This window comes from Vibrio sp. 1-1(7) (assembly GCF_013048485.1).
GTDB lineage: Bacteria > Pseudomonadota > Gammaproteobacteria > Enterobacterales > Vibrionaceae > Vibrio > Vibrio fujianensis.
This window is the reverse complement of sequence record NZ_VHSP01000003.1, coordinates 220,814-247,012: the sequence shown is the minus strand read 5'-3', so window position 1 is coordinate 247,012 and position 26,199 is coordinate 220,814. Positions and strand designations below refer to the sequence as shown.

At 47.3% G+C, this 26,199-nt stretch carries 19 protein-coding genes and 1 pseudogene; 8 read left to right on the top strand and 12 right to left on the bottom strand.

The genetic code is table 11. The annotated features are described in order from the left end of the window. Positions 1-23: 23 nt before the first annotated feature. The 8 genes from kduI to FKN05_RS12575 are packed head-to-tail and all read right to left on the bottom strand — an operon-like array spanning position 24 to position 7,201. Positions 24-854 (bottom strand): 5-dehydro-4-deoxy-D-glucuronate isomerase, encoded by an 831-nt coding sequence (gene kduI / locus FKN05_RS12610; RefSeq protein WP_099610714.1) that lies wholly within the window; start codon positions 852-854, stop codon positions 24-26. Positions 855-866: 12 nt separating this feature from the next. Then, positions 867-2,021: an N-acetylglucosamine-6-phosphate deacetylase gene (nagA, locus tag FKN05_RS12605; protein ID WP_170887685.1), complete on the bottom strand. Its 1,155-nt coding sequence runs from the start codon at positions 2,019-2,021 to the stop codon at positions 867-869. A gap of 2 nt (positions 2,022-2,023) precedes the next feature. Next, positions 2,024-2,461 (bottom strand): PTS galactosamine/N-acetylgalactosamine transporter subunit IIA, encoded by a 438-nt coding sequence (agaF, locus tag FKN05_RS12600; protein ID WP_170887684.1) that lies wholly within the window; start codon positions 2,459-2,461, stop codon positions 2,024-2,026. 53 nt (positions 2,462-2,514) lie between these two features. Beyond that, positions 2,515-3,405, bottom strand: a complete 891-nt coding sequence (locus FKN05_RS12595; protein ID WP_170887683.1) for a PTS system mannose/fructose/sorbose family transporter subunit IID — start codon at positions 3,403-3,405, stop codon at positions 2,515-2,517. Further along, complete coding sequence (gene agaW / locus FKN05_RS12590) at positions 3,389-4,174, bottom strand: PTS N-acetylgalactosamine transporter subunit IIC (RefSeq protein ID WP_099610716.1); 786 nt, start codon at positions 4,172-4,174, stop codon at positions 3,389-3,391. The genes FKN05_RS12595 and agaW overlap by 17 nt, the downstream gene beginning before the upstream one ends. Before the next feature lie 54 nt (positions 4,175-4,228). Continuing rightward, on the bottom strand, positions 4,229-4,726 hold the full coding sequence (locus FKN05_RS12585) for a PTS sugar transporter subunit IIB (protein WP_212752287.1): 498 nt from the start codon (positions 4,724-4,726) through the stop codon (positions 4,229-4,231). Between the two features lie 17 nt (positions 4,727-4,743). Then, positions 4,744-5,904, bottom strand: a complete 1,161-nt coding sequence (locus tag FKN05_RS12580) for an SIS domain-containing protein (RefSeq protein ID WP_099610717.1) — start codon at positions 5,902-5,904, stop codon at positions 4,744-4,746. A 19-nt stretch (positions 5,905-5,923) separates the two neighbouring features. Continuing rightward, a complete protein-coding gene (locus FKN05_RS12575) occupies positions 5,924-7,201 on the bottom strand; it encodes a D-tagatose-bisphosphate aldolase, class II, non-catalytic subunit (RefSeq protein WP_170887682.1) in 1,278 nt (425 codons plus the stop codon). 728 nt (positions 7,202-7,929) lie between these two features. Here FKN05_RS12575 and FKN05_RS12570 point away from each other — a divergent pair. The 8 genes from FKN05_RS12570 to pepE all read left to right on the top strand — a co-directional run bounded on the left by FKN05_RS12570 (position 7,930) and on the right by pepE (position 19,192). Beyond that, positions 7,930-9,498, top strand: a complete 1,569-nt coding sequence (locus FKN05_RS12570; RefSeq protein ID WP_099610719.1) for a sulfatase-like hydrolase/transferase — start codon at positions 7,930-7,932, stop codon at positions 9,496-9,498. Positions 9,499-9,634: 136 nt separating this feature from the next. Next, positions 9,635-10,354, top strand: a complete 720-nt coding sequence (locus FKN05_RS12565; RefSeq protein ID WP_170887681.1) for a DUF6250 domain-containing protein — start codon at positions 9,635-9,637, stop codon at positions 10,352-10,354. A 274-nt stretch (positions 10,355-10,628) separates the two neighbouring features. Next, complete coding sequence (locus FKN05_RS12560) at positions 10,629-12,140, top strand: OprD family outer membrane porin (RefSeq protein WP_170887680.1); 1,512 nt, start codon at positions 10,629-10,631, stop codon at positions 12,138-12,140. Positions 12,141-12,397: 257 nt separating this feature from the next. Next, a complete protein-coding gene (locus FKN05_RS12555; protein ID WP_170887679.1) occupies positions 12,398-14,611 on the top strand; it encodes a hypothetical protein in 2,214 nt (737 codons plus the stop codon). 234 nt (positions 14,612-14,845) lie between these two features. Next, complete coding sequence (locus tag FKN05_RS12550) at positions 14,846-15,700, top strand: MurR/RpiR family transcriptional regulator (RefSeq protein ID WP_099610723.1); 855 nt, start codon at positions 14,846-14,848, stop codon at positions 15,698-15,700. A 136-nt stretch (positions 15,701-15,836) separates the two neighbouring features. After that, a complete protein-coding gene (dcuC, locus tag FKN05_RS12545) occupies positions 15,837-17,195 on the top strand; it encodes a C4-dicarboxylate transporter DcuC (RefSeq protein WP_170887678.1) in 1,359 nt (452 codons plus the stop codon). A gap of 11 nt (positions 17,196-17,206) precedes the next feature. Further along, complete coding sequence (pepT, locus tag FKN05_RS12540) at positions 17,207-18,448, top strand: peptidase T (RefSeq protein WP_170887677.1); 1,242 nt, start codon at positions 17,207-17,209, stop codon at positions 18,446-18,448. A gap of 12 nt (positions 18,449-18,460) precedes the next feature. After that, a complete protein-coding gene (gene pepE / locus FKN05_RS12535; protein ID WP_099610726.1) occupies positions 18,461-19,192 on the top strand; it encodes a dipeptidase PepE in 732 nt (243 codons plus the stop codon). Between the two features lie 69 nt (positions 19,193-19,261). Here pepE and FKN05_RS12530 read toward each other — a convergent pair. From FKN05_RS12530 to FKN05_RS12515, 4 genes and pseudogenes are all read right to left on the bottom strand, one after another. Next, a pseudogene (locus FKN05_RS12530) lies at positions 19,262-19,454 on the bottom strand (Txe/YoeB family addiction module toxin). Between the two features lie 62 nt (positions 19,455-19,516). Next, a complete protein-coding gene (locus FKN05_RS12525) occupies positions 19,517-19,822 on the bottom strand; it encodes a type II toxin-antitoxin system Phd/YefM family antitoxin (protein WP_212752286.1) in 306 nt (101 codons plus the stop codon). 201 nt (positions 19,823-20,023) lie between these two features. Further along, positions 20,024-23,023 carry a chondroitinase family polysaccharide lyase gene (locus FKN05_RS12520; protein ID WP_170887676.1) on the bottom strand — a complete coding sequence of 1,000 codons (3,000 nt, stop codon included), beginning with the start codon at positions 23,021-23,023 and terminating at the stop codon, positions 20,024-20,026. A 42-nt stretch (positions 23,024-23,065) separates the two neighbouring features. After that, positions 23,066-26,185: a chondroitinase family polysaccharide lyase gene (locus tag FKN05_RS12515; RefSeq protein WP_170887675.1), complete on the bottom strand. Its 3,120-nt coding sequence runs from the start codon at positions 26,183-26,185 to the stop codon at positions 23,066-23,068. Positions 26,186-26,199: the final 14 nt, after the last annotated feature.

The window sequence follows — 26,199 nt, the reverse complement described above, 5'->3', positions numbered from 1 at the left end:
AATATGAAAATCAGTCGCCTGATTTAGCGTAGGTCGGACATGGCCACGTGGTCCATGTCGTCAAAGGTCTGGTTTTCCCCACACATGGACCAGATGAATGAGTATGCAGCGGTGCCCACACCGGAGTGGATAGACCAACTTGGTGAGATCACGGCTTGTTTTTCGCGCATCACGATGTGACGCGTTTCGGTCGGCTCGCCCATGTAATGGAACACGACGTTGTCATCCGTCATATCAAAGTAGAGGTACACTTCCATGCGGCGCTCGTGCGTGTGGCATGGCATGGTGTTCCAAAGTGAGCCCGGGTGCAACTGGGTTAAGCCCATGGTCAACTGACACGTTGGCAGCACCGATGGCACAATGTATTTATTGATGGTGCGCACGTTGCAGTTTTCGGCTTTGCCTAGCGTGACTTTTTCTGCGTCATCAAGGGTGATTTTGCGCGTTGGGTAAGCGTGGTGTGCCGGGGTGGAGTTCATGTAGAACTGCGCCGGAGCACTGGCGTCGACGCTTTCAAAGGTAACCTCTTTGGCACCCATGCCGATGTACAGGGCTTCGCGCGCGGCAATCTCGTAAACCTCGCCATCAACGGTGACTTTACCCGCTTCTCCTAGGTTGATCAGACCCAATTCGCGGCGCTGCAGGAAGTACTCCACGCCAAGCGCTTTACCCGCGGCTAACGCTAGTGGCTTTTGCGTTGGGACGATGCCTCCAAAGAGGATGCGATCGATGTGCGAATAAGTCAGTGTGATCTCGCCGTCGACAAACACGGTGTCGACGAGAAATTGTTCACGCAGCCCGTCCGTGTCGAGCGTTTTCGCGTGTGCACTGTGAATGGGTTGACGAATATCCATTAGGACCCCTCGTTATTCTTGAGAATGAAATGCCCACTGCCCCTTGATAAGGGTGCGGTGAACGTGCAGTTGATTGTCCATCACGACCAAGCTAGCATCAAAACCGGCGGCAATTGAGCCTAAACGCCGCTCGAGTCCAAGGTAGCGCGCAGGCACAGCGGTGCTCATCTGCACGGCTTCCCACACGGGGATCTTGGCGTCGAACACCATGGTGCGCAGCGCTTTGTCCAGGCTGCAAGTACTGCCTGCTAAAGAACCGTCGGCGGTCATGGCGTTGCCATCGGTGACGGTGACGGTTTGCGCGCCGAGGACGTAATCGCCATCGGGCATGCCTCCGGCACGCATACAATCGGTAATAAGGGCCATCTTCTCATGCCCTTTCATGCGGTACGCCAGATTCATCATCACCGGATTGACGTGCACGCCATCGGGGATGATTTCGGCCAACATGTCGTGGTACAGCACCGCGCCAACACAGCCCGGCTCACGGTGGTGCAGCCCCAACATGCCATTAAACAGGTGCACGCCACAGTCGGCACCATGCTGATGCGCTTCGGTCACCTGCTCGAAGGTGGCGCTGGTGTGCGCGACGCTGACTTTGATCCCGCGCGCGACCAGCCAGTCAATCACCGCCATTGAGCCGTCGTATTCCGGCGCGAGGGCCACACGCAGTAAGGTGTCCCCGGCGCAGGCGCTGAGCTGCTCGAGTTCATCCAGTGTCGCGGCTTTTAAAAAGCGCGTCGGGTGCGAGCCACGAAACGGTTCGGTAAAGTAAGGCCCTTCTAAGAACGAGCCCACCAGTTCGGCACCCGAGCTCTGACCCTGCTCAATAAAGCGTTTCACGCCACTGAGCGCGGCGTGGATTTCGTCCATCGGCGCGGTGACGGTAGTGCCACACCAGGCAACGACGCCCGTTTCTGGCAGCGCGTCACTGATGGTTTGCAGCGCCTCAGGGGTGGCGTCCATAACGTCACGCCCACCGCGACCGTGAATGTGAATATCAACAAAGCCAGCCATCAGAGACTGGCCTTCAAGACGAATGCACTCACAATCACTTGGGATCTGCTGGGTTACCGCTTCGATGGTATCGCCATTGACGATCACGGCGGTGTCGTGCTCCACCCCATTTGGGGTGAAGACCTTATCCGCTAATAGGGCAAAACGCATGCTTATAAACCGTCGTCGTCATCTGCCGCGGCCGCGCTGATTTTCGCGAGTGCCTGACGCATGGATTGCATGGTCGAGCCACCAATTTCCAGCAGCGTTTCCACCAAGTCGTGGAGGTTGCTGCCATCGCGCTCAAACGCTGAGTTGGCGATCATCGCCAGGTTCACGCCGGCGACAATTTCGACATTCGGGGTATCCATCATGATGTTCATCGCGCGGTTGCACGGCGAGCCCCCCACCATGTCACACAAAAACAGCACGCCGTCACCGGTGTTGACCGCTTGCACCGCTTTGCGTAGCTCAGCTTCTAAATCGTCGGTCGACATGGACTCTAAAAAATCCACAAATTGAAACTGATCTTGTTCGCCAGCGATGGCTTGAAAGGCCGACTGCATGCCGGTCGCAAAGTTGATGTGGCCTGAAACAACAATACCAATCATGAGAAAATTCCTTAAAAATAAGGAGAAGCGCTTGCCTTCCCCTTTGGTCAAACTTAGAGAATACCGAGATAGTGGCCCACGACGCCAAACGCGAGAGTACCAAAAATCAGTACTGGTGGTTTGGCAAAGAAGCCTTTGCCGCGCACCATTTTGAACATGAAGAACACCAGTGCCAGTGGCAGCAGGTTCGGCATGATCTTGTCAAACAGGTCGTGTTGCAGCGACACCGCTTTGCCGCCCATCTCGAGCTCAAGCGTGGTGTTGACTTTGATGAAGGTGGCGGTCAACGCCCCAATCACGAACAGACCCATGATGTTGGCCGCGCGCGCTAACTTCTCGGTCACGCCACTCATGGCGCTCATCGCTTTCGCACCCGCGTTGTAGCCAAGGAACATCAGACCAAAGTACGCTAAGAAGTGCGGAATTTGGTACAGTACGAAGAACACGAACGGACCGGCAATCGAGCCATCCGCGGCAATCGCCGCGCCCAGTGCCAGAGTCAATGGCATCAGCGTCATGTGGTCAAGCGCATCACCAATGCCACCCAGTGGACCAAGACCCGCCACTTTCACGGCGTTGATGGTGCTTGGTTTTTCTTTGTTCTCTTCCATCGCTACCGACAGGCCAAGCAGGAAGGTGAACAGTTTTGGTGAGCTGTTGAAGAACTGCAGGTGGTTTTTCAACGAGGTCGCAAAGTCACGCTTGTTGTTGCCGTGAATTTTTTTCAGCGCTGGGATCATCGAGTACGCGTAACCACCGGCCTGCATACGTTCGAAGTTGAAGTTGCCTTCCATGAACAGGCCACGCAGGGCACACATCACAAGCTCACGCTTGGTGATCACTTTACGCACTTCAGTGTCCTGGTACGCATCAATCTCATCAGTGAAACGTTCTGCTTGTTCAACTTCTTTTGGAAGTGTGTCTGTATTAGATACCGTCGTCATCGTAATTCTCACTTTGCACAGAGTTATTGCTTGCGACTGCCTGGGCTTGGTTGCCAGTCATGAAGTAGTAAAGGACCGCGGCTGAGCCACCGAGTACCGCCACCGCCATGATTGGCAGTTTCAGGTACGTGGTCATCACGAAACCAATGAAGAAGATCCCCGCCATCTCTTTGTTCCACATCACTTTTAATAGCATGGCGAAACCGATAGCTGGCACCATTTTCGCGCCGATACCCAGACCTTCAAGCAGCATGGTTGGCGCGTTTTCGTCAATCCATTGTGCCGCGTGCTCACCAAAATACACGGTGATAAACGCGACCACGGAGTACATGGTGGCACGAGCGGTCAGAATGCTGATCAATAAGAAGTCGATACCGCGAGAATCACCGCGCTCGGCGCAGTCGTCCGCTTTACCCATCGCAAACGAGGACATGGCGAAGAAGCCGATGATCAACATCTGCATCAGTACCGCAATCGGCATACCGACGCCCATTGCGATTTCTGGGGTTTGGTTGGTCATGATGGCAAACGCCACCGCGGCAATCGTACCCATGGTTACATCTGGTGGCTGAGCGCCAGCGTTTGGCACCAGGCCAAGCCACGCCAACTCCAGAACCGCACCGGTCATCAGACCCAATTCCAGATCACCCATGATCAGACCAATAATCGGACCGGTGATCAGAGGACGGTGAATGTTCAGTGCAACATCGTATTTATCGATACCACACAGGAACGCCCACGCCGCAACAAGCATTGCTTCAAATAGCATTGTCTCTTCCTTTATCAGAGCCGGAGGAGGACGACCTACCCCAGCGGTTGAAAATTACGCGCTCGCTGTCGCCAGAGCTAACACCTCAACCGGTTCTTGGTCTGGGGTGTTTTGGATAGTGGAAACCACATTGCACGCCGCAATGCGCTCAAAGGCCGCGATGTCTTTGTCATCGACTGACACGGTTTTTGAGATTTGTTGTTTACCTCCGTGGAAGTGCATGTTGCCCACGTTCACCGCCTTGATAGGCACGCCGCCTTCAATCAGACGCGCCACGTCGGTTGGGTTCGAGCACACGATGAATATTTTTTGCTCCGGCTTGGCTTTACCAATGATAGTGCACAGCTTGTCGACCGAGTAGAACGAGGTTTTGAACTCGCCACCGGCAGAAGCACGCATCGCCGCCTGAGAGAACTCGGCGGTTGGGCCTTCGGCCACATCGTCGTTACACACGATGCAGGTGTTGGCACCAGAGGCTGGCATCCAGGTAATTTTTACCTGGCCGTGTAATAGACGCTCGTCAATTCGACACCATACGATATTCGCTGACATAATATTAAAACCCTCAGTTATGATCCAAATGGGTGGATAATCACGCCTTGCACGACACGGTTGACTTCGCCCGTCGGGCATGGATTATCCGGTGTAATGTCTAGTGCTAACGAATGGAAGAATGAGTACTCCTGCGCCACAACCAGGTATGGAAAAATCAACTCAACATCAGAAGCCGCTTCCAGACCTTCAATATGCAGGTAGTGACCATCAGTGACGACATCATCGAGTTGCGCGGCCACTGCCACAACTTGTAGTGCCTGATTATCACGACGTAATTCTGTTAGCAGGTCTAAGTCGTATTGACGTGTGTATGGGTCATTCGAGATGTAGACCATGATCAGGGTTTCATCATCAATAATCGACTTAGGACCGTGACGGAAACCAAGTGGCGAATCGTACATCGCAATCACTTTACCTGCAGTTAACTCTAGCAGTTTTAGCGCCGACTCCTGAGCCAGACCTTGGAAACCACCCGAACCGAGGTAAATCACACGTTTTGCATCTTTCACTACAATGTCACGAATTGGTGCACATACGTCTTGGATGAGTTTTTTAGATTGCTCACATACTTTCTCTAAATCTTTCGCATCCGCTTTATTGAACGTTAAGAATGAGAATGCCGCCATCATCATTGAAGAGAACGAAGAGGTCATTGCGAATGACTTATCGTTGGTTTCCGCTGGCATTAATACTGCGAACGAACGCGCATCGCTTTGACAACGACTGTACAGCTGACCTTCCGCATTACAGGTAACAACCAGATGGAAGGAGTCAGACAGTACTTGAGAGGCCAAATCCACCGCATGCACAGATTCTGGTGAGTTACCTGAACGAGCGAATGACACCAATAACGTTGGGATATCTTCCGCGAAGTACTGAGATGGGTTTGATACGATGTCTGTGGTCGCGATCGCTTCTACACGACAGTTCAGCTCTTTCGCTAGGATTGGCGCTAACGCTTTACCAGCAAAGGCAGAAGTACCTGCGCCAGTCATTACGATGCGTAGGTTATCTTTGGCAAACAACGGCGCAAGGAACGCCTCTGCTTGTGCGCGACACTCATTTACAATTGAAAGCGTTTTTAGCCAACAGTCCGGCTGCTGCTCAATTTCTTTTGCTGTCCAGAAACCTTTATTTTCTTCTAGTTCAGCAACCTCAATGCCTAGGTGTTTCATAATTTGTTCACTCGTATAATTAGAACTTACAAGCACGTGCGTAGATTTCTAGCACGGTCTTTTGAATCTTGTTGATAACAAACGCTTTAGGGTTGTTTTCGATATCGCCGCTACGCAGTGCTGCATAACCTTCTGGTAGGTATTGGCTCGCCAATGCGAGAGGCAGACCATCCTTTAGATTAGCGAACAGTTTATCCACGGCTGCTTGAATAGTTTCATCAGCCCAGTAGTAGCGGATACGGTCAGACAGAGAGTAAGAACGTGCGAATTTTTGCTCGGCTTCGTTACCGTGGTAGTACTTCGCCCAGTTATCTGGTTTCGCGAGCATTACCGATTCGATCACGTCACGTAGGTTAGAACGCAGCTCCGTTGGTAGCATTTCATCTTCAATAGCACATAGACCGTATAAGGCTTCACGCATTGCAAAAGTCAGTTGTGGCCCCACTTTCAGAATGGCAAAGTGATCGCGAACTAATAGGCCGTAGTTCTCTGGAGATTGATAATCAGTGGAGTGCGCTTCAAAAAGCATGTGTTCAAACTCGTTGACCACTTTTGATAGTTCAGCGGCTGGCTCAGGTTTGTAATCAATGACGCTAGAGTGATCGAACTCAACGGCTGGTTGCACAACCAAGCCGACTACGCGATCCCAACAATCAAGACCAGCGCTAGCAAACGCGTCCTGATGCGCTTTAATGGTTTGACGAGCAGCTTCTGGTGACGTTGGTTGTACTTCATGCAGTTCTTCAGCTTCACCACCTGGTACAGGTACTTCTGTACCAACCACATAAGTAAGTGCATTAGCAGAACCAAAATGCTTCACTGCCGTTGCTTCTGCAATTTTCGCTAGGCGCGCTGCACGCTCAGCCACGATCTCATCCGTTAATGGCACGGGATCACCGGCGCATGACATCGAACAGTCTAAATGGATTTTCGTAAAGCCCGCAGCAACGTAAGTTTCTATAAGTACGTCTGCTTTTGCCATTGCTTCAGCTGCTGGCTCACCTTGCCAACGGTTAGGACCCAAATGGTCACCACCAAGAATTAAATTTTCAGCGTTAAAGCCATGTTCTTCTGCCAAGTTAAGAACGAAATCACGGAAGTCAGCAGGTAACATACCGGTGTAGCCGCCGAATTGATCAACTTGGTTTGACGTTGCTTCAATCAAAAGTGAAGATTGGTCTTTTTTCGCTTGCAGAATAGCCGCTTCAAGAACAAGAGGGTGAGCAGAACATACGGAATAAATTCCGTTTTCGTTACCAGCTTTATGCTGCTTTACGATGTTCAGAAGAGTTGTCATGTAATCACTCCAGAGTGGATCAATTTGGTATAAGTTTCACCCGATGTCTCTATGGAGTTCGAACACAAAAGAGGCGCACGTTAGAAGGTTTTAAATGATGACGTTTCAAGTACATCACCCCCATCCAGACGTCACACTTGCACCAGCTTTAGATGAAAGGCCATAGCAACATCGAGTCCATTCGTTATGACTACAACGCAGAAAACATTATTCAAATAAAGAATATGTCCGACGCTGTAGTACCAGAATTACTGCGTCATCACCACTTAATAGAGCAACGCCCTGGTAAAAGTAAGATGGTGGACAGATACTTCAGAGGTGAAATCGAAAGGAGTAATTAATCCAGTGCGACGATCCTCATTGGTTATTCTGTAACAACAATAAAGAAACTTTCGTTGTGCTTCGTTATTTATAGTAAATAAAAAAACGAAAGTCATGCAACCGGAAAACACTTTTTTTTTGATGGCTTTCACAAATTCTTTCATTAGTTTTCGTTTTAAAAGCTAAAATCAATACAAAAACAATAAGAAAAGCTATATAGAAGCTAGCAAAACAAAAAATTACGAAAGTAGATCTTCGTAACATTTTTTTCATTTTCTATAGTCTAATTTTAGACTTTTGTGATCTATCAATTCGACATTTAGCTTTCGAATATTTACGATATCGAGCAATAAGCGTTTAGAAAGCAAGTCGCTTGCAATTTAAAATGTTGACAAGAGGAAACCACCATGTCTTTTTCACGTCGTGACCTGTTGAAAGGGATTGCCGCTACAAGCGTTGTTGCCACAACGGCTGCTTGTTCTTCAATCACCTCCAAAGGTACCGCTCCTGCAATAAGTCAGGATAAAAATCAAAAAAATACGAAGAAGCCAAACCTACTGGTTATCTTCCCTGATGAATGCCGTACCCAGTCATTGGGCTACATGGGCATGGACAAACATACGAAAACACCAAACATTGACCGTATGGCTCGTGAAGGTGTCGTGCTTGATCAAACCATTTCAAACTTTCCGCTATGTACACCCGCTCGCGGCATGTTCATGACTGGTCAGTACCCTTACCGCAATGGCATTCACGGCAACTGCCATACGCCAGAAGAAGGTAACTTTGCAGGTTCTGATTTTGGCGTAGAGCTGAAAAAGAATGCAATTTGTTGGTCAGATGTACTGAAAAAGCAAGGCTACTCACTGGGTTATCTCGGTAAATGGCACTTAGATTGTCCAAAAGCGCCATTTGTGCCGTCTTATAATAACCCGCTTGATGGTCGTTACTGGAACGACTGGACACCGCCATCGCACCGTCATAATTTTGATTGGTGGTACTCGTACGGTACTTACGACCTGCACATGAATCCAATCTACTGGACCAATGACACACCACGTGAAGCACCGTTAAAGATCAACCAATGGTCGCCAGAACATGAAGCAGACATGGCGATCAAGTACCTACGTAACGAGGGTGGTCAATACCGTAATGAGGAAGACCCATTCGCACTAGTTGTATCTATGAACCCACCACATTCACCGTATGATCAAGTGCCAGAGAAATACCTAGAGCGTTTTAATGGTAAAACCTCACGCGAGATGAACGATCGTCCAAACGTAAACTGGGATAAAGAGTATCTAGAAGGTTATGGTCCAGACTTCTATAAAGAATACCTGGCAATGATTAATGGGGTTGACGAGCAGGTTGGTCGTATTGTTGATGAGCTTGATCGTCTTAACTTAGCCGAAGATACTTTGGTCGTATTCTTCTCAGATCACGGCTGTTGTCTTGGTGCGCACGGTCAACCAACGAAAAATGTAATTTACGAAGAGGCCGTTCGCATTCCGATGATTTTCCGTTGGAAAGGCAAACTGATGCCAATGCAGGATGACCTACTCTTCTCTGTTCCGGATCTATTCCCGACCATGTTAGGTCTGATGGGCTTAGACACCGAGATCCCAGATACGGTTGAAGGCACCAACTACGCAAAGACGATTCAGGGCGATAAAGGCGATGAACGCGCAACATCCCAGTTCTATGTGAAATCACCTTATGGTGCACCATCCTACGGAAATCGTGGTGTGCGCACTGATCGTTACACGCTGCAGGCCACGCGTAAGATTGGAAAACCGATTGAATACATGCTGTTCGATAATGTTGCCGATCCATACCAAACCACAAACATCGCAAAAGAGCGTCCAGAAATAGTTGAACAGCTGGTACAAACCGAACTTATGCACTGGCTTGAGCACACGGGTGACTCTTGGCGCCCAACAGAAGTCCCGGCTTCTGTATTAAACGCTTATACCTAATAAGTATTGCTATACCCAAGCCCCTTAAAGTGACTTGGTTTATAAAAAAAGCCAGCGCCGTGCTGGCTTTTCCTTCTACCCACCTCAGCAGTTAACGATTTTTACTTATTCTGATAACTCCATTTAAGGCCGTATGATGAAACAGAAACTCACTTTACTCGTTGCAGCCCTAAGTTTTTCACTACCTTCGTTTTCTTTTGATTTCGAGACCCCAGAACAGCTAATAAAAGCGCATGGTACACTGGTCCACAGTGATACTTTTGACAACAAGCTAGATAACTGGGTCGTAGAAATGAGCGAGGTATCACGCACTGAAATTAAAAACGGTGCCCTTGATATTGATGATGGCAACGGCACTACCGTGTGGTTCAAACACGATATTGACACCCCTTCAGTGATTGAATTTGACGGCATGGTCGTCGTGAATGGTGGTCCTAACGACCGAGGTACGGACCTGAACTGGTTCTGGATGGCACAAGATCCGCACTCAAACAGTTTTTTTGAAAAATCAGAGTGGCGCGCAGGCAACATGCGCAAATACGATCCAATGCGCCTCTACTACATCGGCTACGGTGCGAACGATAACTCAACCACTCGCTTTCGCCGTTATGCAGGCGACGGAAAACGTCCTCTTCTTCCTGAATACGATGTCTCAGCGAAAGAATTCATGAACGTGCCTAACGTGTATACCAATATCAAAATCATCAACTTAGATGACCGCATCTACGTATATGCTAATGATAAGCAACTGTATGAAATTACCGATGAAACACAATTTAAATCCGGTAAATTTGGTTTCCGTACCTGGAAAAGCCACCTGAAAATTGACAATTTCAAAGTGTACACATTGAACTAAATACTCTCTCCATAAAGCACTAGCGCATAGTCCACCCATGGAATATGCGCTGTTACAATACCTTTGCTAACACACCTATTTCTTTAACAACACCCTCCACAGCACGGCATAAATCAGGATTAACACCTAATTTTCGATTAATTATTTTATATTTGCTTTTGTTTTCGTGCAACCAGTCACGAAAGACCACGAAAGAAAATAGTAAGATTAATCCATGACTTTTTCCTTATTCTTCGACCCCACACGATAAAGTGGACATTGGAGCTGGACTTTTATGGCACGTAAACATCAACCGACCATTTGCACACAAGCGGTAAAACTGACCTTAGGTGGCGCACTCTTATCTGGTGTATTGGCAGTCCCTGCTATTGCTAATGCCTCAATTTTAAGCCATGCCTATAAAGAGGCGACCACAAACGATAAAGTCACCGTATCGATGGTGAACTACTATAAATCGGCACACCGTTGGGATAGCGACGTCAAATACTTTGATGAAAATGGTAAATTCCAACAAGACAAATTTGGTCACCATACACAATCAGAGTGGACCCAATCTATCGGTATATTCTACAATTCAGGCAAAATAAAACTTGGTGACAGTCCAGTAAAAATGAACCTCAACCTAGGCTACTCGCATTTATTTGAACTTGATAGCCAATACCCAGGAGGGATGAGTAACTGGAACGGTGGACAAAAACTGCTTGCAAATAAAGATTGTGTTTGGACCGGTGGTGAGAAATTTAAGGGTCAGTACAAATGCTACGGCGTGGAAGGTTTCGGTAAAGTGCCAATGGCCAATGCCAAGTTTTACTGGAAAGACGGTAACCTTACTGTCGGTGACGGTTTCTTCAATACTGGCATGATCACTACCGCTAGCGTTGATGACGCAGTGCTTTCAAGCTACCGCGGGTTTATGGTTCGTCATAAATGGAATAATTTTCGTTTTGATGGTGCATTTGTAACTGGCTTTATGGATGGTCTTGGTGACAAAATGGGCAATCTTACCACCAATAGTAATTATTATGACCCTTATCCGAATTCTTACGATTATCTATATACAGGGCGTATCGATTATCGTGCAGGTCGTGACTGGGGTTATGTGTTCTCTTATGGTGAAGCACAAGATTACTTACGTCGCTTCCACACTAACGTCTGGATGAATCATATGATCACGCCAGAAACGAAATTACATTTAAAAGCACAATATTACTACAACAAAGCGGCTGGTGATCTTTGGCACGAAGATGTCGAAAGAGGCGTTGCTGCCTTTGATGACCATGCCTACCTGATTGCTTATCACGGAGAATTAGAAAGAAATGCCTGGAAGTTATGGTACGGCTATCATACTGTCGATGCGCCAAAATCTAACGGAAAAGGCGGATTTTCTTACGGTTTTGGAGGAGCAAAGGGATATTTAAACCTTGTAACCTCACCAGGTTACTCCTCTTTCCGAAGTGATGGAGGTCAAGCTCACGTTGTTGGTGTTTCATATGACTTTCGTCATATAGGTTTACCTAGTCTTAAACTGGCTTATCGTTATCATTGGGAAAGAAAACCAGTACAACATCATACAACCTATGAAATAGAGATGGGGCGAGGTGAAGAGCACGTTATTGATGTATTTTATCGCCCTCGTTCTGGCAGTATGAAAAACTTAAACTTTCTTCTACGCAGTAGTTTCTTCCGCCCAGATCGCCTCTATGCAGGCTTAGGGGCAGACCGGTCATCAGACCGTGGCGATATCAATGCGATCAAAGCCATTGTCAGTTACTCATTCCAACTCTAAAACCACTCCTTAATTAAAATCCAAAGCCAATCTTGCGATTGGCTTTTTTTGTCTTCAAAAACCTGACATTTGTCATCATTTTCTTTCAAAGCGAAATAAAACACTTCGAAAATTGGCACAAATCACATTAATGAAAGATTTAGAAAGTTAATATCCCTCCTGATAACACATTACGTAAATGAACAAAGCAACCAGCACGCCATCCGCTGACTCGCAGTAGAACGGCATTGTTGTTCCACCGTAGGAAAAAACGCGATATGACATTCAAACAAAAGACCCTAGCTGTTGTCATTACAGCAACCTTGATCGGCTGTAATGCCGAAGACAACAAAGAACTTCCAATCAGTAACGACAATGTATACCCGCCTATTGCGACTGAAGTGGTCGCCCCTGCGCTTTATGTAGGCGAAACGGTAAAGGGTACATACAAATTTGTTGACCCGAACGCAACCCCACGTGCAGAAGAAGGCAGTGCCTACTCATGGCGTAATGCTGCAGATGAGACTGAAATCGTTGCTACACAAGTACTTCCTGTATACGCGTATCTTGAAGGACTCAACCTCAAATTCTGTGTGACACCAAAAGCACAAGGCGATATTAATACAGTGGGCACAGAAAACTGTAGCCTACCCAAAACTGTTAACGGTCCGCTGGGTGAAAAACCGGTTGCAACTAACGTGGCGATCACGCCAGCTTCTACGCCAACGGTTGGTGATACACTGACTGGCTCTTATGATTATACAGGAGAGACAGAAGGTACTTCTGCGTTTGCCTGGAAAACCAGCACTGACACTGTGGGCACTGAACAAACTATCACTCTTGGCAACACGCTAGAAGGTAAACAAGTTCAATTCTGTGTCACTCCTAAAACCGATAGCACGCCAGCCGTAGCCGGTGATGAAGTCTGTTCAGCGTTAACTGACGCGATTACAGCCAAAGCGGGTTCAGCACCAGTTGCATCTAATATCACGTTCTCTGCGGACGCCTTTGTTGGTGTAGAACTGACCGCCGACTACGCCTTTACTGATGCCGATGGTGACCTTGAAGGCTCCAGTACCTACAGCTGGAAATCAGGTGTAAACGAAGTCTCAACCACAAAAACCTATACCCCAGTAGAAGGTGACAAAGGCACTGCTCTCGAGTTTTGTGTTACTCCGGTCGCTAAAACAGGTACACCAACAAGTGGTACTGAAGTTTGTGCCACAACGACACCAGTAGCTGTTGTTTCAGAAGCGAAACCAACCGCAAGTAACGTAATTGCAGAAGTTGAGGCTCCTGCCACTGATACTGAAGTTGGTGCCACACTACGTGGTAACTACGACTATGCTCAAGCAGACGGTAGCCTCGAAGGTGCGTCTACCGCGGTCTGGAAAGTAGACAATATTGCCGGTGAAGTTTGTACGGATGCGCGCACCTGTGATTACACCATCACCCAAGCAGACTTAGGTAAAGCACTGGATTTCTGTGTCACACCACAAACTGCATTAAATACCGCAGGTGACGAAGTTTGTCTGACGTCTAAAGTGACGCCAAAAGGCATCAAAATCGAAGGTAAACTTGAGTACGACCAAGAGCTAATCGCAACCGTGTATGGCTATGCAGCTGACGCGACTCTTGGCGAGTGGAAGGTTGATACAAGTAACAAAAATGGCCCAGCCGGTGACCTAGCGCCAACCGTACAAAAGACGAGTAACACATACAAAATCGGTGCGCGTAACGGTCTTCTTACTGACTACGCTTGGTTTGCTGCACCAGAAGTCCTAGAAGCGCGTGATTTCATTGGTAAAACAGTGGAATACTGTGTAGATGTTAACGGCACAGAAAAATGTGTGAATGCTGCCAACAGTGCAAGCGTGACCGGCGGTCTTTACTACGATGCCACAGACGCAAGCAAACGTGGTATTGAGCCGATACGTGAGATTGTCAATGGTGCTCTTATTTACCACCGTCCACTCACTGTGGCCGAAACGCAACTGAAAGACAAAGTGGGCTTTGGCGCGAACCTATTAACGGCAGCAGCACCACAACCATTCAATGGCATTGAGTGGGCGATGTACAACCATAATCAAGTCAATGTCTATGAGGCATGTACTAACCTATACGCAGATAACACTTGGGCACTGCCAATTGGTAATACGGGCGGCTATTATGATGGAAACCATTACCCAGCAAACAATGCCCCAGACCCTTCTGGCGATTCAAGCATGTCAGATCTCAACGCGAATCAAATAACATCTAATGAGGAAGATGATCGCTTTATATCTCCAGTATTTGGTTGGCCTACAGGAGCAAAAACACCTGTAGATATCAAAACACACTATATGAGTGCATCAATGAGAACCACTGCAGACAAATGGAACGGTACTTACTGGTCACTACGTATGTATGCCTCTGTAAATAGTAGTTCCGCAAACCTTACACCAGATACGAATATGTTTGTGTCTTGTGTTACTGCTCCTGTTATTCCTTAGTCAAATAAGGTCCTCTCATACACAAAAACTCCACCTTGTAGGTGGAGTTTTTTATTGCACGATTTTATCTTTTTTAACTCCATTAGCATGTAAATCAAAGAAACATTGATTCAATGCTATTACCTGATATTCAGTGCAATTATCACACTTTTTATATGGGAAAAATTCATTCCCTTGAAGGACTCACCTTATCGGTAGGAAAATTGTCTCATCAGATCTAATGAGTGGGAAAACATGACCAAGCAAGACTTTATCGATAGTGTAAATGAGATTGGCGCACTGACGCCAAGCGAAAAACTCATCGTCAATTACTGCCTCAAAAACTTCCCAATGCTCCCGTTCGCCAAGATGGATGAACTGTGTAAAAACATCGGCGTAGGTAAAGCCACATTAGGACGCTTTCTTAATCGCCTTGGTTTTACTGGCTTTATCCAGTTTAAAAAAATTGTCTCACAAGATTTGGTGCAGGAGCTGACGACACCGATTGAACGCTGCTACAGCGCCGATTCCACACACCCAAAGCAAGGTTTAGTCAATCAACACTTTGAAGAAGTGATGACCAATATGGAGGAAACGTATAACACCCTCTATCTGCCCGATGTTGAGCGCGCCGTCGAATACCTGCTCACCCCAAAAGGCAAGCTTTACATTATGGGCAGCGCCTCGGCTGAAGCCTTGTCTAACTATTTTTATCTGCTTGCTCGGTATCTGCGCAAAGATGTGGTGTTACTCAAAGCCGATGCTTCCACCCTGCCTCACCAATTGGTCGATGTGGATAAAAACGACACCTTACTTGCGATCTCTTATCACCGTTTTTCCAGTATTACCGTGCGCTGTGTACGTTGGTTTCATCAACATGGCGGCAAAATTATTGTTCTCACTGACCAACAAGTGAACCCTTTCTTTTCCTATTCAGATGTTCAATTCTGCGTCGCGAGCCATAGCGATGGTATTTTTAACAATCGCACAGCTGGCTTTTCTTTAATTGAACTTCTGATCAAAGGCATGTCTGTCAATACAGATAAAGATCAACGCTTTAGCAGAATAGAGAACACGTTCAACGAATTCGAAATATTCAATAACAAGTAAATTTTATTCCGAAATAAACTCAAGCACAGGATTCAGAGTGTTGCCCCTTTGTCGGATAAGGCACCCACACTGAAGCAAGCGCCTTGAGGCGACTTCGGTATACATCGACCGTTTATTACTTAAGAGGTGTAATACGATGACCTACCTAGCCTTACCGATTATATTTTTTGTCGGATACTTTATCGTTAAGAAATATAACACCCAAGCTGTGCTCTTACTGGCTGGCTTGTTAATGATTGCTTTAGGTGTTCTTAGTGGACACGAAGACTTTATGCCCAAAGGAGGCAAGCCGACGGGCGCGGTGATTGTCGATTTTTTTGAAGTGATTAAAGTTATTGCCTCCTCTACTTTGGCAAAACTGGGCTTAATCATCATGGCGGTCGGTGGTTTCTCTAAATACATGAGTCACATCGGCGCGGCCAATGCGATGGTTCAGATTGCGACCAAACCGCTTTCGCACATCAAAAACCCATACCTTGTCTTGGCAATGGCATACATTATTGGTCAGCTGATCAATATCTTTATCCCAAGCGCGACTGGTTTGGCATTGCTCCTTTTGGTAGCGATGTACCCGGTGCTTGTTGGTGTGGGCTGTAACCCAGCAGCGGCCGCAGCAGTGGTTGCCACAACGGGCTGTTTGGACTTAGGGCCAGCCTCTTCAGCAGCGAACAAGGCAGCAGAGGTCTCCGGCATTGATGTTGCGACTTACTTTGTGAGCTACCAGATGGTGGTTGCTGGCGCGGCGATGATCGTGATTGCGATTCTGCACTTTGTCTGTCAGCGTTACTTCGATAAAAAAGACGCAGAAAATGGCGTAGAACGCGAATTTAATCTAGAAGAAAAAGAGCAGCGTCAGGTACCAAAATGGTTCGCGATTCTGCCTGTGCTGCCATTATTGCTCCTACTGACATTCAGTAAATTTGCCATCACCAGTATTCGTATGGATGTGGTCACAGCGATGTTTATTTCCCTCTTTGTTGCCATGGCCTGTGATTACATTGTCGAACGCGACGGTAAGGCGGTGGCAGCGTCTTTAAAAGTCTACCTAGACGGGATGGGCGGCGTGTTTGCCAGCGTGGTGAGCTTGATCATCGCGGCACAAGTGTTTGTAAATGGTCTGAAATCTATCGGCTTCATTGATTTGCTGCTTAACTCTGCCTCTAGCTTTGGTTTTGGTTACCTCGCGATGGTTCTGGTTCTTGTGGGCATTATTTTGTTGGTCACGCTGCTATCAGGCTCGGGTAACGCGTCTTTCTTCAGCTTCTCGAACCTGGCGCCGGATGTGGCCACTCAGGTGGGTGCACCGATTGCGGCCGTTGCCATGCCAATGCAGCTCGCTTCTGGCCTGATGCGTTCCGCCTCTCCGGTGGCTGGCGTGATCATCGCTTGTTCTGCGGTCGCGAATGTCTCTCCAATTGATTTGGCGAAACGTACTGTGATCCCAATGCTTGGTGGTCTGGCGACGGTGCTTATCGTCTCTCAGATGCTCATTTAATGGGAGGATGTATGAATATTATTGATCGCTTTATCAGCTATACCGAAATTAACACTACCACCAATCGTGCTAACGGGGCGGCGGGTATCATGCCCTCCTCTCCGGGTCAGATGGTGTTAGCGAAAAAATTGGCCGATGAACTCATTGGCCTCGGAATGCAAGAGGTGCAGGTTGCAGAAACCGCGATCGTCACCGCGACGCTGCCCGCCAATATCGATACTGACGCGCCTGTGGTCTCTTTCTTTGCTCACCTTGATACCAGTGCTGAGCAAAGCGCCGACACGAAAGCACAGATTAAGCGTCACGACAGCGACGCGATTTGTCTTAATACGGAGCTTGGCATCTACCTCAGTGAAAAAGAGTTCCCAGAACTGGCGGACTACCGTGGTGAGGAGATTCTTGTCACCGATGGTACCAGCCTGTTAGGCGCAGACGACAAAGCGGCGATTGCTGCCATCATGGATGCGCTGCAACATTTTCAGGCTCACCCAGAAGAGAAGCATGGCACGGTCAAAGTCGCCTTTGTTCCGGATGAAGAGCAAGGTTTACGCGGTGCAAAAGCCTTCGATGTCGAGGCGTTCGGTGCGGACTTTGGTTTTACCCTGGACTGCTGTGGCATTGGTGAGTTTGTGTGTGAAAACTGGAACGCGGGCAACGCAGTGGTGACCTTTACCGGACAATCGGCGCACCCGATGTCAGCCAAAGGCAAACTGAAAAACTCACTCCTGATGGCGCACAAGTTTATCGCCATGTTACCTCCGGGCGAAGCGCCTGAATACACCGAAGGGCGTGAAGGTTACTACTGGGTAAAAGAGCTGAAAGGCAACAGTGCGAAAACCGTGCTCAACCTCGACATTCGTGACTTCTCTTTTGAAGGCTACAAAAAACGCATGGCGTTCTTGCAGCAGCTGGCTGATAGCTGCAACGATTTGTGGGGCGGTGTTGAGATTGACTTAAGTAATCGCTACGAAAATGTGGCCAATAGCCTGCAAGGTGACACGGCTTATGTCGTGGATATCGCCAAGCAAGCGTACGCCAATAATCACATCGAGATGAAACAAATACCAATGCGTGGCGGCTATGATGGTGCGGTGTTGTCTCAAAACGGACTGCCTTGCCCTAACCTGTTCACCGGCGCTCATAACTTCCACTCCATTTATGAGTACCTGCCGGTGAAATCGCTGCGCGCCGCAAGCAAAGTGGTGCAAGAGATCATTCGACTCACGAGTGAAAAATCGATAAATCGTAATTAGCGGAGAAACGCCATGAATGTATTGTTGTTTAGTAATGGCAAAGTGGCTGGCAATACCTCATTACTTGAGTTTGGTATTGATTGGGTTGAAGAAGCTATCAACCGCACAGGTGCAAAAAAATTGCTTTTTATCCCGTTCGCGATGATCCGCGGCGACTATGATGAGCGATTGGCGCAATTGAACAGCGTCGTGGCACCGTTTGGTGCTAGCGTCACCGGACTCCATCAAGCCGACGATCCGGTTGAAGCGGTCAAAGCCGCTGATGGGTTTATTGTCAGTGGCGGTAACACCTGGGTATTGAACAAGATGTTGCACGACCAAGGTCTGATTGGCCCACTACGACAGGCGATCTTGAAGCAAGATAAGCTTTACATTGGCTGGAGCGCGGGCACAAACATTGCGTGCCCAACCATTCGCACCACCAATGATATGCCGATTGTATCGGCGGCAATCTTACCTGCACTCAATCTAGTGCCATTCCAGATTAACCCGCACTATATTGAAGCCAACATTTCTGGGCACATGGGGGAAACTCGCGATGAACGTATTGAAGAGTTTTTGATCCAGAACCCACATGAGATCGTGGTCGGCATTCCCGAAGGGACGATGCTGAAAGTAGAAGGTCAACAGCTGGCCTACCACAGCGCCACAGGTGCACCGCTCAAGCTGTTCCGACATAAACAAGAGGCGCAATACTTTAGTGCCGAGGACAATATCCAGGCGTTAATGCAGCAAGGTATTTAGTCTCTTTCATTGAGCTAACGTATAAAAAACGGTGATAAAGAATTATCACCGTTTTTTTATCCCATCACTCTATGTACTGTAATGAAAGCGCAACTGGTCGATGAGTATGGCGTCTTCATGGTATATATACAACCCCACACTCATCGTTAATTCTTCTTGACCAATAACCAGACAAACCGTGCTTGAGTGGTTCTGGCTTGCCTATCCCGTCGTAGGGTTCTCGTTGTATGCCTTTAATCAGCGTATTAATTCGCTTCAGGATCTTTTTATCGGCTTTCTGCCAGTAAAGATAATCTTCTCAAGCATTGGTCGAGAAAATTAACCTCATTCGAGCAGTTCTCTCTCTTGCCCTTTTCCTGACTCGAGTTCGACTATCGACTCTAGCAATCGACGAGCATTGGCTGGCGCACATAAAAGGTACGTGGTTTCTTGCATCGCTTCATAATCTTCAAGTGACACCACCACCACAGGCGCTTCACTTTTACGTGTAATAATAACTGGCGCGTGATCATTACAGACGTTTTCCATTGTACTCGCTAGGTTCGATCTCGCCGCGATATAACTGATGGCATCCATTTTCAACGCCAAAACGTGCATGTACAGGTTTAAGTACAGAGCATGGAAGTACATCGTCAATGCTTCAAGCGATAGATACGCCTTCCATCGTCACTCGATAGCGCCCCGTCTAAAAGTAGCGGGGTTGGACTAACTTTAAAAATCGAACATGGCTTTTCCTGGCACATACTAGCCTTACATGCAGCGCTCAAATAGCAGGTAAAACAAAGCCGCTCACGAGGAGCGGCTTGATCAACTTAAATATACGTTCGATCTTTATGCTTTTTTCAGAGTGACCTGAATTGGCAGACCATCTTTACACATAAAGGATACGGTCGTTTTGCTGCCTTTCACGTCCGCTTTCACGTTGCTGTGTTCACCCGTGAGTTCCCATGCGCCGTGCAGTGTCACCATTACTGGAGCGTAATCACTGAGCGTATTTTTTTCCATGTTGAGGTCTGGGTTTGCCACGCTTAGTTTCAGCTTGTCTTCACCTTCTGGTTGAGTCATCACTAAAGATGATGTACTCACGGCGCGAACATATTTATCCGTGATACGTGCAAAGCTAAATACAGAGTAACCCGTTGCACCCGTGGCTTTATCACGAACAACGTGAACGTTGCTGTTCTTTTGCACCACTTCGTACACATCGCCCGCTTTCACCGCGTCTGCAACCTGTGCCATTTTCGCTGGTGTAGCATCAAGAATAACGATGTATTCATATTCAGCGTTATCTGGTTTCACACCGTGGTTAATCCAAGCCGATTGGAAGTTACCGAAAGTTGGCTGTTTTTTCTGGTTATCGCGTGATTCTTGCGCCTGGCGACGAACTTGGATTTCGGCACCTTTTACGATGTAGTAACCGTTACCCATGCCATCGATCAACCAATCACCTTCTGTTAGCGTTGCTTCGTATGGGAACTGAGTGATCTTCTCACCATTCACATTCAAAGAGTCTGTTAGCTGAGTGATGCCATGTTGGAAGAGTGTCGTTTCTGTCGGATACTCGCTGTTATTGTTGCGGATATCATTACCCGTCAGTACCAGACGGTTGTCGAAACTGAACACCGCTTTCTTCGCCGTGAAAGCAGGATCAATTACTGGTGCGTAACGAGTTGGGTTTTGCAGGATGAAACCAAACGTACCGTACTTACCATCTAAGCTGGTTGCACCGTTAAACTTAACGTCGTTTACTAGCATTGTCGTATGTGGGTTTGGCGCATCAAGCAGCTCCCACGGTAGATGGATCGTGGTACCACCCGGTGGACGGTTCCAATCCCATCCGTTTTGATCGTAACCGTAATCTGACTCTTCACCAAATTTGTGAATTTGCACTGTACCGTGTGATTGGTAGCGACCGTAGCGGTTAGCAGGGCCACCGCCGCCGTAGATCTCTGATGACCACACGTATTTGTTCCAACCTTTCATGGTCGCCATCTTGTCGGAAAAACGATGGATACCCATCGCTGCGTAGTTAAACGCCGTAAAGCCTTGTGGGTGAGATTCTGGTGTGACCTTAGTTTTAAAAATCTTAGTGCCATCTTTTTCGGAAAGCTGCTCGATACGGAGATAAGCGCTGGCTAGCTCTTTATCTACTTGATTCGACTCTACGCCCGCTAAAGCTAGGTAGCGCATACCTGTCGCCACTTTATCAACACTGGTTTTAAAGAATGGACGACGACCAATCACACCCAGACCTGGGTTATTATTACTGTAAGTACGTGCCGCCAGCATCGTTTTTTTCAATACTTGACGCGCCTCAGTAGACAACTCGAATAGAGTGCCGCGCAGTAAGTACGCAAGATGTCCACTCGCAGAAAGTGCCGCAAATGAGTAACCTGGGTAGTTACCTTTATGACGCCAAGCGGTGCCATCTGGACGGAAACCATCTTCATAGCCCACTGGCACCTGCGTCAGGTTAGCAGACATAAAGTCACTAAACTTATTCATTAACGCAACACGCTCATTCTGATCAGGCACAGTCAGCGTCATAGAAAGTTGAGCAAGCAAGAGTGTGTTCAAATAGTCCATATCCAGGGACTTTTTGTTGACAAACATACCAAAGCCACGCTCATTAAATTCACGCGAGTACCACAACAAAGCGTCATGCACTGGTTTCATTAGATTGGCTTTGATCAGCTCATCTTCCATCAATAGGATGGATGCGTACCAATCGCGCGATGCGTAACCCCAGTGGTGGGTGGAAATTAGGCCAGAGCCTTTTTGAAAACCTTGATCCAATAGGTGCTTAGACATCAGAATGTATTTGTTAGCCAGGTCTTGGCGAACAGCAGCGTCATTACTCACTAAATAAGTACGAGCGATTTTACTCATCAACTCAGAGAATGGGCGCAGGTAGTAGTAACCATCAACCAACGCTTTGTCATAAGCGTTCATGTGTTTTACTTGGTAAATCACATTTTGTTTTTTGGTGATGATATGAGGGCCATTAATCACACCATCAGCATGTTGAGTTAAGCCGATGTTCGCGAATTCTTTATCGATATCACGCAGTACTTTGGCGCTCGCTTTACTCTCTTTAATGTAGTAATTAATCAGGTCATTTTTGATACGCGTAACGCCAACGATTTCTTCTGCACTTGCTTGCGGTAGCTCTTTTGGCAGTTTGAAATCGATTTCTGGTACGTCAATCGCGGTCATAACCGTGTAGTCTGACCATTGGTAGCGGGCATCATCAATACTGACCATAACGCGGTCAATGTAAAGTTGACCAGGTTTATCTGTTTTCGGTGTGATGCTTAAGCCATCCATTACCGACGATGGCATACCATTCATATCACGCTCAACGGCAAAGCCGATTGCTCGCCAACCTGTAAAGTTAAGTTTCGCTTTTGCTGTGCTTGAGCCGAGTTTGAATTCTAGCTCACCATCATTTGCTTCTTCGTTATAAACCCAAGTAGAGAGGACGGTGTAACCCCAACGACCCCACTCTTTTCGAATGGTTTTTATTGGGTAGAAATTAAAGCTTTGATCGATAACAAGCGGTGCGTTTGGTTCATATTTCCAGATCAGAGATTGTGAACCGTTCAAAAAACGTTTTTTAGTGACATCAACAGAACCTTCACCATCGATCGACACATAATCAGGCACAGACGCTTCTTCGAATGAGAGCATCTTCGGCGTCATCATATTCACTTGTTGTTCAACTACTGGCGCGGTCTCTTTTTCTGTCGATTTAGCAGCGTCAGCCCATACGTTACCTGACAATACGATTGAAATCGCGGCAGCTAACACGGTACGACTTGAAATACTCATGTCTATTCCTTCTAGAGGACGCGGGGGCAACCCCGCGACGCATTATTTAATTTTATTCAGTGTTATTTGGATCGGGTTGGCTTCGACTGTGGTGAAGTTAACCACGGTTGTGTCTTTAACACGTGTTAATGAAACCGTTGTTGGTAAGCTATCGGCTTGCCAATGACCTTTAAGCACCAATGAGTTAGCTACTGGTTGAGATGGACTATGACGCCACTCACGAGAGTAGATGCTCACCTCTTTTTGCACACCGTCTTCGGTGTACTGCGACTCATCCTTACCTTGGTATAAGTTGAGGTCTGGATTAACCATCGCTAGATTAATAGCTTGGCCTTTCTTCTCCACCATCAACATAGCTGGTTTGTCTACACTCGCAATCACACCAAATTTGAACTCTGATTGAGCAAAAACAGCGTAGCCAGTGGTTCTGCTCGCACGGTCAAGGACCACGTGTGCTTTGCTATCTTTTTGCAGGACTCGGTAAGGAGCCGCCTTTTTATCATCCAAAGTGCTAGCAAAAGTCAGTAACTCTTTTTGTTCTGGATTGATTAGAACAGCGTATTCGTATCCCGCCTTGTTAGGCGCTTTACCATGATCAATCACAGCCGTGGCAAATTCACCCTCAGTTACAGAGCTGTTCTTTTGGTGTAGTGACTGCTGCTTCTGAGCCGCAACTTTGACGACGCTGTTACCCGGAACAAAATAAGCGTTACCATCTGGGTCGATGATTTGTTGGTGACCATTTCTGGTGGACTTCAACGCTGTTTCAGCCCCCTGGTAAGCATTACCGTTAACCAATATGGTATCGCGTGGAGAACGAATCGCATGTTGGAACAAAGTCGTTTGTGTTGGGTAGTCGTTTACCTTGGTCACAATATCGCTACCTAGGGCAACAATTCGGTTATCAAAGAAAAAGATCGACTTGTTAGCGCGAAAAGAGGCATCATATTTAGGGTGGCCTTGCAGCACCATGGCATACAAGCCATTTTTTCCATTAGAAACTGCGCCAGCATAGGTTTGTTCAGAGAACAACATCTCTTCTAAACCAGAGAAACGGTCAACGTTGAGTAGATGCGCTTCAACCTGCCCCATCGGAAGCTGGACTGCTGTCGTGCCTGGCCAACGGTTCCAATCCCAGCCATCATGGCTGAATGCACGCGTCTTACCGTCTGCATCCATGATCTCTAATTGACCATAGTTAATGTAACGTCCGTAGCGGTTTGCATTCGCATAGGATTCATGGCTGACTAAGTAACGGCTGAAACCGCGTACGGCAGCAACCCAGTCATCTCGGCGTTGAATGCCCATACTGGCATAGTTCATTGCCCAGTTACCCTGCGCGACAGAGCCCGCTTTAAAGCCTTTATCTAGCAAGAAACGACGGAATGAGTCATCTTTCATACCTTTGGTTAAACGCAGGTATGCCGATGCCATATCCGGGTCAATATCTTGTTTGCCGTCCGGTGTGCCAGCCATTGCCATGTGCTGGAACGGCTCAACAGAGATGCCTTCTTTACCCGTTGGGTGGCGGCCAGTAATGGACATTAATGTTAGCCCATCATTGCTCCATATTTCCGACATTGCGGTTGCTTTTTTCAGCGTTTCATGGGCATGAGTGTCGATCGCATATTTTGTGCGAGCTAACGCTTCAACTACAGGTGTCAGACCGGTTAGCGCTCCGTTACCATATGCTGGATAGTGTTGAGAGTGGTGGAAGATAGAACCATCTTGCTTAAAGCCTCCACTGAGACCATGAGAAGTTGAGATAGACTTAGACAGCCAGAAACCAAACTGTGCCAACAACATGTCTCGTTTTTCAGCGTCTTCTTGCATCAAGATGCTGTACAACATACCACGCAATTGCGTGTTCATGACATCAACGTTGAAGCTGGTCATCTCTTCTACTGGTCGGTAGATACGCCCTGCACCCGAGAACCATGCCATCATCTCAGTAACATCTTTACTTAAGCCGTGCGCTTGCAATAGATCACGTGATAAGTAATGCGCCTGGAATAGCGCACGCAATGTATAACCAAAGTGATGCACAGTACCAACGCCACTCTCAGCGGTATAGCCTTGTGCTAATGCGTAGCGCGTTAATTTAACGTACTTATCAGTGAGATCCGCACGCGTGTTATCATCAAGTTTGCCTTGCAATGCTCGCGCAATATCGAGCATTAACTCACCATAGCGACGCAAATCGGCAGTATCAAAAACAACCTCAAAACCATTCTCATCAAGCAAACCACGATTTACGCCTTTGTCGAGGAACAGTTTCAATCGGTTTGAGTTATCAAGCCCTTCACCAACAATAACGCCATCCACCTCTTTCAGGTTATAAGAGGCGTATTTCTTTTCGATCTCAGCTAATTTTGCATGACTGTTACTTTGTGCTTTACCAAGTGCAAACGCATGCAATTTCTCATGAATATCAGCAATAGAACGAGGCGCCTTAGCGGATGATGTGACTTTTGCACTCTCATGCTGGCGATCTTGATATTGGTTGATAAAACCATAATAACGATGCAACGCTAACCAATGTTGGTTTGGCGCGGTATCGGCAGCTAAATTCACAAACGGGACTTGTGCGTCACGTGTAGCCCAGCGAGGATCAACAGGAATGCTCACCATCACCTGATCCAGGTAAATCGTTCCCTTATCTGCCATATCTGTGGTGTCAATCACCAACTGATCCATGGTTTCCGTTGCTTTACCTGTCATGTCTTCGAAAGGAATCATTAACTGACGCCAACCTTCGAAATCCATGTTTACATCAAAGTAGACTTGAGTTTTACCTGCCTCTTTGAATGAAAAACGCAATTGACCTTTGTTCGCTTTGGTATTGTAAATCCAAGTGGTAAAGGCACTGGTCGACTGGTCTTTACCGTTGGCTTCAAAGTGCTTGTAGCCAATTGGCTGGTTAAAAATGAGCTTACCTTTACGCTCAAATTCCCATTTAAGACCCGTATCACCGTCTTTACGGAAATCATTATTTAAGCTCAGCGTGCCTTTTTCCGCCTGAATGGGCGCAGGCATGCCTTGCTCAAAGAAATACATGTGTCCCGCAGGCTGTAAATAAGACGTAGTATCGATGTCTGCAGCCATGACCGCGCCACTTTGTAATGCAGAGAAGACAGTAAGTGGCAGGAGTTTAAGTGTCATTTTCATTTTCAATA